This window comes from Oceanispirochaeta sp., from assembly GCF_027859075.1.
Classification (GTDB): domain Bacteria; phylum Spirochaetota; class Spirochaetia; order DSM-2461; family DSM-2461; genus Oceanispirochaeta.
On record NZ_JAQIBL010000057.1, the window covers coordinates 1 to 7,505 of the forward strand.

Here is a 7,505-nt window from a genome sequence, read left to right on the forward strand (position 1 = left end):
TCAGTTGTTTTCATAATACCAGCTCCGGCATCTATTCCGACTATGGTTTTATCTAACATTTTCATAGCTTCCGGTTTTTTAAGGTCAGAAACAGTTTTAATGCCGGCATCATACATGTATGAGGGACTAGCTAATCCACTTTGAGTCCCATCGTATACATTACCAAGATCGACGAGATCATCACCGAACTTTTCAATGTAATCCTAATGAAGTACGGGTAACCATGTTTCCATAAAGGCATCCTGATCTCCAGCAGCTACACTTGCGTATCCGGGTGCTACATCAGCAGCTGTAATAGTTACTTCGTATCCCATCATGTCTTCCAGTATAACTTTCGCTAAATTGGTATAAGCGACACCTTCTTCCCAGTTGGCATAGACCAGGTTAGCGGTCTTTAGGTCTGCTTTTGATTCTTGTTGTCCCCCTGCGAAAACACCTGTTGCCGCAGTTGAGATCATGAGAACGATCATTAAGATCTTTCGTAAGTTGTTCATCTTTATCTCCTTTTAAGATAGTAATATATTAATTCCGAACGTGTATTTCGGAATATTTCAATGCTAATTCTAACTCTTGTCCTTAGTCGTGAAAGCCTGAGTGACTCTATCTAAAAAAATGGCCAGGATTACGATGGCAATTCCGCCCTCGAATCCCATATCAATTTTTAATTGGGTTATCCCCTTGAGAACCACGTTTCCCAAGCCTCCAGCTCCAATCATTCCTGAGATCACTACCATGGAAAGAGCCAGCATAATGGTTTGATTTACTCCTGCCATAATGGTCGGAAGTGCTACCGGCAATTCTGCTTTTATAAGCATTTGTTTAGGGGTTGCGCCAAAGGCTCGGCAGGCTTCGTGGATTTCAACCGGAACTTGTCTGATGCCTAAATTGGTCAACCGTACTACAGGAGGCAGTGAAAAAATTAGGGTTGCAATAACACCTGGAACTGGTCCCAATTTAAAAAGCAGTACAGCAGGGATTAAATATACGAAAGCCGGAAGAGTCTGCATGAAATCCAGTACTGGACGCATGATTTTCCAGGTTGAGTCTGATCTTGACGCCCATATTCCAAGAGGAAGACCTATGAGTAATCCAAAGATAACAGCGGAAAAAACAAGGGAAAGAGTATCCATGGTTTCCGACCAATATCCCATATAGAGGATTAAGGAAAATCCAATCAGGGTAAAAAGTGCAACGCCTTTTCCTGCAACTTTCCAGGCCAATAAGCAAAAAAGTCCTATCATTACGAATGCCGGGGGGAGGTGAAACACCCAATTCACCCCCTCTAAAAATCCTTCAACTACTAAAGCGATGAAATCAAACAGCCAATCAGCTTCTTCGGTCAACCATTCAATAATATTTTCAAATCCTGCACCAATATCAAAAATCTCTCTTATTATATTCATTTAACTCTATTTCCTTTGTTCATTCTGGATGGTCTCTGTTTCTTCAAGTATTTCGCTGAAAACAGTTGGTGTATCGGAATCGTCAACACCCTCATTGACCTCGGTAATGATCATCTCTCTGCTAACAATCCCCAAAAACTTATTTTTTTCGTTGATAACGACTATCGGGTGTTTTGTTTGGAGAGCAGTCCCGAGCAAATCAGCTATGGCTGTTTCTGGAGTTGTAGTGTAAAAATCGTGTCGAACTATTGTGGAAAGATCATTCTCTTTCTTTTTCTTCAGTTCTATGACATCCTCAATGTGAATGATGCCTTTCAGACTCCTTTGGGAGTCCACCAGATAAGCGTAGGATATACTATGCTTTTCCATTAAATGCAGAGCAGCCTTGGGCCCGTCTTTAGAACTATTAAGAAGAGGGCAGCTCTGTTTAATGGAGCTTGCTGTTATTGTCTTTGTCCGGTCGACATTTTGAACGAATTCTTTTACATAATTATCAGCGGGATTTGAGAGGATGTCCTCCGGAACCCCTATTTGTCGTACCCGTCCGTCAGGTCCCAGGATGGCAATACGATCTCCAATCTTCAAGGCCTCATCCAGATCGTGAGTTATAAATATAATTGTCTTGTGCATTTTGTCCTGAAGATCGAGCAGCTCATCCTGCATTTGAGCCCTAATGAGAGGATCTAGTGCACTGAAGGCTTCATCCATAAGCAGTATTTCCGCATCATTTGCCAAAGCCCGCGCAAGTCCAACACGTTGCTGCATACCACCAGAGAGTTCGTTGGGAAAACTAAACTCAAAGCCTTCCAGACCAACGAGCTTTATAGCCTCCATAGCCTTCTCTCTTCGTTCTGTTTTTTCCATACCACCCAACTCCAGACCGAATTCAACGTTGTTAACAACGTTTTTATGAGGAAGGAGTCCAAAATGCTGAAAAACCATGGACATTTTGTAACGACGAAGCTCTCGGAGTTCTTCGTTGTCCATCTTTACAATGTCCTGTCCATCAATCAGTATCTGACCGGCAGTGGGCTTGATAAGCCTGTTTAAACATCGTATGAAGGTTGATTTACCACTGCCGGACAGTCCCATAACAACAAATGTTTCTTTTCTGTGTATCTCAAATGTTGCATCATTAATTGCTATGGTGCACCCTGTTCTCTTTTTTATTTCCTGTTTCGATTTCCCTTCTTTTATCAGCGGAATCGCGCGTTTTGGATTTGTACCAAATATTTTGTACAAATCCTTTACTTCTACTAAAGCCATAAATTAAATCCCCTTAATGCAATAGTCATAAAGCAATTCACACATGTATTATGTGAACTGCAAAAAAGATTATTCGAATTTATTAATTGATCATATGCAGATCAGAAAGTGAATAGCACTTCTTTTCAAAACGTAAAGAGACAATACTCAATGTTTTTTAGTGTGTACTATGAACAGACGAGTGATTCTTTCCGGCTATGGAGCCGTTGAAGAACCACCATTAAAATTAGAATAAAAGACAGGAATACTTGTATTCCCATAAATCAATGATAGGAGAAAATAATCCCCTAATAAATAAATACATATTATTGAAAGAATTATTTCTTCCACCAGCCACTGCTGTAGTATTTATCCACTTTGTTTTGTATTCCATCAACAGTTCGTACCATGGACTTAGAATTTTATAAAACTGTATATTAGTTTTATATGATATACGCTGATAGATTTGAACAAATAAAAACATTATGAAAATAACAATACTTGTTATTGACAGTTTATGCAACAGTGCTTGTGTTGATTCTTTTCTTCTTCACTAATCGATTAAAAGGTGTAGTTATCACTGTTATCCATATTCATCAAGTAATTCAGAATAAAATCAGGAGTATCATTTAATCTTGAAACAATATTACTTTACTATTGGGGTTAAATGTATAATTTTCAAAATTCTTTGCAGGTATTTCTTTTATCCGGGACAAATAATCCACACGTTGATTCGATACACATGAATTCAATAATAGAAATATAAATGCAAATAATATCGCTATTTGTCGGTTCTTCATTTATTGACTCACCTTTTCAAGTACCTTGATAATTCAGGCATATAGCCTCAACAATGTTGTGATAATTTTCAAGAAATAGTTTTGTTCAGCGCACCCCCTTTCTTCAAAAGTCAAACTCTGTTTAAATGGTTCATGATTAGATGGATCAGCCGCTTATCGGCATCAATTATCAACCCCTACAGAAGCCTCCCCTCCTCTGTATATATCCTCTTTCTGGCCCGGATCATCAACCGTATGGGAGACTTTGCCAACTTTTTTCTGACCCTTTACCTGACACGGTATCTGGGATTCAGTGAGAAGCAGACAGGCCTGGTCCTGTCTCTGGTGGGGATCAGCATGATGGCAGGGGCCCTGATGGGAGGCCGGCTCACAGACCTGGCGGGCCGCAAAAAGATAATGCTCACCCTCCAGTCTCTGGCAGCCCTGTCTGTGATGATCTGCGGATTTGTACCCGACAGGCCTCTGGTGGCCTGGCTCCTTCTAGTCTTTACCTTCTTCAATGGCGCCGTGAGACCCATCAATACGGCCCTGCTGACAGACCTGACCAGCCAGGAACAACGGAGTGCCGCCTTTTCTCTCCTCTATCTGGGGATCAATATCGGGGTTTCAGCGGGGCCGATTCTGGCGGGATTTCTGTTTAATCACTACAGGCAGTGGATCTTCTGGGGCGACGGTATCACCACCATCACCACCATTCTTCTGATCCTCTTCTTTATCCGGGAGCCTGAAACAAGCAAGATCAGGGTGGAGCAGAATGAAGAGCACGACAACAGCTCGACTCTGAAGGCCCTGTGGAACCGGCCCATACTGGCCTGGTATGCCCTCATCACCGTATTCGCCTCCTTTATCTACTCCCAGAACAGCTTCACCCTGCCCCTGCAGATCCTGAAGATCTTTGGTGACAAGGGTCCCCGGTTCTTCGGAATTATAATGTCCTTTAATGCCGTGGTTGTTATTGTTCTCACCCCCCTGCTCAATCATCTGTGCCGGAGGAAAAGACCCCTGACCCGCATCGCTCTGGGGTATATCTTCTACGGACTGGGATTCGGCCTGCTCATGTTTCAGATACCCCATGGTTTCTGGTTTTTAATCTCAACCTTATTGTGGACCACCGGAGAGATTCTGGATGCCACCAATTCAGGAGTCTTTGTGTCCAATCACTGTCCGGTGAATCACCGGGGACGTTTCAACAGCCTGTTTCTCATCACCAGGGGCGGAGGAAGAGCTCTGGCACCCCTGGTGTCGGGTTTCGTTCTGGAGTACCTGGGTTACTCCTGGATGTGGGGATTCTGCCTGGTCCTGGGCTTTTTCCTGGCGGGATCTTTGAAATATCTGAACAAGGAAGATATCAGGCGAAAAACGTCCTGAAACCAGGAATGGACCGGTTGATTAGATAAAATTCATTTGTTTCGTAAACGTCAATACATTAGTTTAAATAGTAGGAGCAAAATATGAAAGCGTTACAGATAACCGGTTACGGTGAAATTGCAGACAATGTGGAGAATACGGAAATTCCAACCCCTTTGATTAATGATGATCAGGTTCTTATAGAGATTAGATCCGCCGGAGTCAATCCCGTCGATTACAAGATTGTCAAAGGAGCCATGAAGAAGATCAAGACTCTGAACTTTCCCGCCCCTATAGGTTTTGACCTCAGCGGGATTGTGGTTGGAGTGGGTCAGGATATAACCAATCTGACTGTGGGTGATGAAGTTTATGCCAGGGTTCCCTCTGACACACCGGGTACATTTGCTGAGTTCATAGCCGTTGATGCCTCTGTCGTCGTGAAAAAACCCGGGAACATCACCCATAATGAAGCCTCGGGAATACCACTGGTGGGGGTGACAACAGTGCAGGCACTCAAAATGGCCGGCATAAAAAAGGGTGATTCCATACTGATCCATGCCGGTTCCGGCGGTGTGGGCTCTTTTGCCATCCAATATGCCAAAGCCCTGGGTGCAACAGTCTACACAACAACCAGCTCCCTCAATGTGGAATGGGTGAAGGAACTGGGGGCCGACAGAGTCATAGATTATAAGAATGAAAATTATCTGGATGTTGTCAGTGAAGTTGATATTGTTTTTGATACACTCGGAGGCTCTTATAGTGTTGATGCCTTTAAAGTGCTGAAAAAGGGCGGGTTTGTGGTTTCCATAGCCGGTCCCATTGACGGTCAGACAGCAAAAGAGTGGGGATTATCCCTAATCCCCCGGCTTTATCTGAAACTGACAGGCAGAAAAGTGACTCAGAGGATGAAAAAGAAATCGGCTCAGTACCGCTATTTTCTGATGTCACCCGATGCAGACCAGCTGAATGAGATCAGCACTCTGATTGAAGCGGGAAAGATTCATCCTGTAACTGCAAAGGTCTTCCCACTATCTGAGGGGGTGGATGCTCTCAAATTTGTTGAAACCGGAAGAGCGAAAGGTAAAGTGATACTTCAGGTGAAGTAACAACCCATTTCATATATCCCTTAGTTTAAGGATTTCCTCCAGAGCGTCATTGAATCTCAGTTCCACAACAGAGAAGTTTTCGGCGGACAATCTTGTCTTCATAAGCTCATCTTCCCTCTGGCCGGGTTTGACCAGAAGTTGGGTGGGCAAGGCAAAGCCACTGACGAATTTATCACCCAGAAGACTTCTCATTTTGAAAAAAACAGTTTCGTAACCGAATTTGCTGTCCTTCTGTTCATCCCCCCCTCCGCAGCAGCTGAGGAAGTACAGCTTATTGATCTGCGACTTATATTTCTGGATAAAACTCCTCAGGGGATAAATCACCTGTCCCATCCAGATGGGACCGCAGAGGATGATTCTATCATATTCGGTGAAATTCCGGCGGATGGCTCTGTTTCCCACACCGATTTTTGTAAGAGAGGCAAGGAGTTGAGGAAAAAGCGCATTCACCCGGGGATGGATTTCCTCCATTTCAAAGCCCGATTTTTCTGCAATTTTCTGGGCCAGATACCTGTTGCTTCCTGTTGCGGAATAGAAAACGACCAGTCCTTTCATAAGACTCTCCTTTATAGAGATAGACAATCATAAAACACCTGATGTCATCCAAAACATCACTTTTTTTAAAAAGAAAAGTCAGGGCAGTGCATTCTTTACTGCGTTATGCTCGTCGGTAAAGTATTCTCCCGAAGGACTGCCCAGTTCACGCCAGACATCATCCATGGCCGAAGGCGTCAGTGATCGCAGGGGTGCGGAGCAGTCCACCCTGGTGGACGATACCCCCGCAGAGCACGCCCCCGGTAGGACCGGGGAGACGCACAAGTGAATCAGAAACCGAAGTAGTCTCTGGCGTTTTCATAGGAGATTTCCCGGACCATGGCTCCCACGAGTTCAAAGTCATGAGGAATGAGTCCCTTTTCCATGTCTTTTCCCAGAATGTTGCAGAGAATCCGGCGGAAGTACTCGTGCCGGGTGTAGGAGAGAAAGGAACGGCTGTCGGTGAGCATGCCTACGAAACGGCGGAGCAGACCCAGCTGACTGAGGGCTTCCATCTGTCTTTCCATGCCGTCTTTCTGATCCAGAAACCACCAGCCTGAGCCCATCTGAATCTTTCCGGCCACAGAGCCGTCCTGAAAGTTGCCCAGCATGGTGGCGATGACTTCATTGTCCCGGGGGTTCAGGTTGTAGAGGATGGTCTTGGGGAGCTGTCCCCGGCTGTCCAGCAGATTCAGATAGGCCGCCAGGGGTCCGGCGATGTTCTTGTCGTCCACCGAGTCAAAGCCTGTATCGGGACCGAGGATCTTGAGCATCCTTGTGTTGTTGCTTCTCAGGGCTCCCAGGTGAATCTGTTTGGTCCAGCTCTTTTCCGCATCCAAGCGTCCGAAGAGAACCATCATGGCCGTCTTGAACTGGTCCTGCTGGCTGGGAGTAATGCTCTGACCGGCCAGGGCTTTGCTGAAAATGATGGCTACTTCATCCTCTGTATAGGCTGCGGCATAACAGGTTTCAAGGCCATGGTCGGAGAGGCGGCACCCCGCATCGTGAAAGTACTGGTGCCGGATTTCGATGGCCTTGACCAGGGAGGCAGAATCCCGGATGTCCGTTCC

Annotated in this window: 7 protein-coding genes and 1 pseudogene; 2 read left to right on the forward strand and 6 right to left on the reverse strand. The window is 44.9% G+C overall.

Translation table 11 applies throughout. From position 1 onward, the window contains the following. The 3 genes and pseudogenes from PF479_RS03185 to PF479_RS03195 form a co-directional block, all read right to left on the reverse strand. Positions 1-494, reverse strand: a pseudogene (locus tag PF479_RS03185) (glycine betaine ABC transporter substrate-binding protein); the annotation flags it as partial. Positions 495-563: 69 nt separating this feature from the next. Next, a complete protein-coding gene (locus tag PF479_RS03190; RefSeq protein WP_298002159.1) occupies positions 564-1,403 on the reverse strand; it encodes a proline/glycine betaine ABC transporter permease in 840 nt (279 codons plus the stop codon). 6 nt (positions 1,404-1,409) lie between these two features. Beyond that, positions 1,410-2,669, reverse strand: a complete 1,260-nt coding sequence (locus PF479_RS03195) for a glycine betaine/L-proline ABC transporter ATP-binding protein (protein WP_298002161.1) — start codon at positions 2,667-2,669, stop codon at positions 1,410-1,412. Positions 2,670-3,580: 911 nt separating this feature from the next. On the opposite strand from PF479_RS03195, the gene PF479_RS03200 reads away from it, so the two are divergent. Both PF479_RS03200 and PF479_RS03205 read left to right on the forward strand, forming a co-directional pair. Next, positions 3,581-4,816 (forward strand): MFS transporter, encoded by a 1,236-nt coding sequence (locus PF479_RS03200; RefSeq protein ID WP_298002163.1) that lies wholly within the window; start codon positions 3,581-3,583, stop codon positions 4,814-4,816. A gap of 83 nt (positions 4,817-4,899) precedes the next feature. Beyond that, on the forward strand, positions 4,900-5,901 hold the full coding sequence (locus PF479_RS03205) for an NADP-dependent oxidoreductase (protein WP_298002165.1): 1,002 nt from the start codon (positions 4,900-4,902) through the stop codon (positions 5,899-5,901). Positions 5,902-5,910: 9 nt separating this feature from the next. On the opposite strand, the gene PF479_RS03210 is transcribed toward PF479_RS03205, so the two are convergent. The 3 genes from PF479_RS03210 to PF479_RS03220 form a co-directional block, all read right to left on the reverse strand. Then, entirely contained in the window at positions 5,911-6,456 is a 546-nt protein-coding gene (locus tag PF479_RS03210) for a flavodoxin domain-containing protein (RefSeq protein WP_298002167.1), read from the reverse strand. 78 nt (positions 6,457-6,534) lie between these two features. Further along, positions 6,535-6,663 carry a hypothetical protein gene (locus PF479_RS03215; protein WP_298002169.1) on the reverse strand — a complete coding sequence of 43 codons (129 nt, stop codon included), beginning with the start codon at positions 6,661-6,663 and terminating at the stop codon, positions 6,535-6,537. Between the two features lie 62 nt (positions 6,664-6,725). After that, a partial coding sequence (locus PF479_RS03220; protein ID WP_298002171.1) for a glucuronate isomerase occupies positions 6,726-7,505 on the reverse strand: 780 nt, incomplete at its 5' end.

Bases quoted from the DNA above. Each gene is read 5' to 3' on its own strand.
- PF479_RS03200 (WP_298002163.1), top strand. From the start codon at position 3,581: ATGATTAGATGGATCAGCCGCTTATCGGCATCAATTATCAACCCCTAC.
- PF479_RS03190 (WP_298002159.1), bottom strand. From the start codon at position 1,403: ATGAATATAATAAGAGAGATTTTTGATATTGGTGCAGGATTTGAAAAT.
- PF479_RS03205 (WP_298002165.1), top strand. From the start codon at position 4,900: ATGAAAGCGTTACAGATAACCGGTTACGGTGAAATTGCAGACAATGTG.
- PF479_RS03210 (WP_298002167.1), bottom strand. From the start codon at position 6,456: ATGAAAGGACTGGTCGTTTTCTATTCCGCAACAGGAAGCAACAGGTAT.
- PF479_RS03195 (WP_298002161.1), bottom strand. From the start codon at position 2,669: ATGGCTTTAGTAGAAGTAAAGGATTTGTACAAAATATTTGGTACAAAT.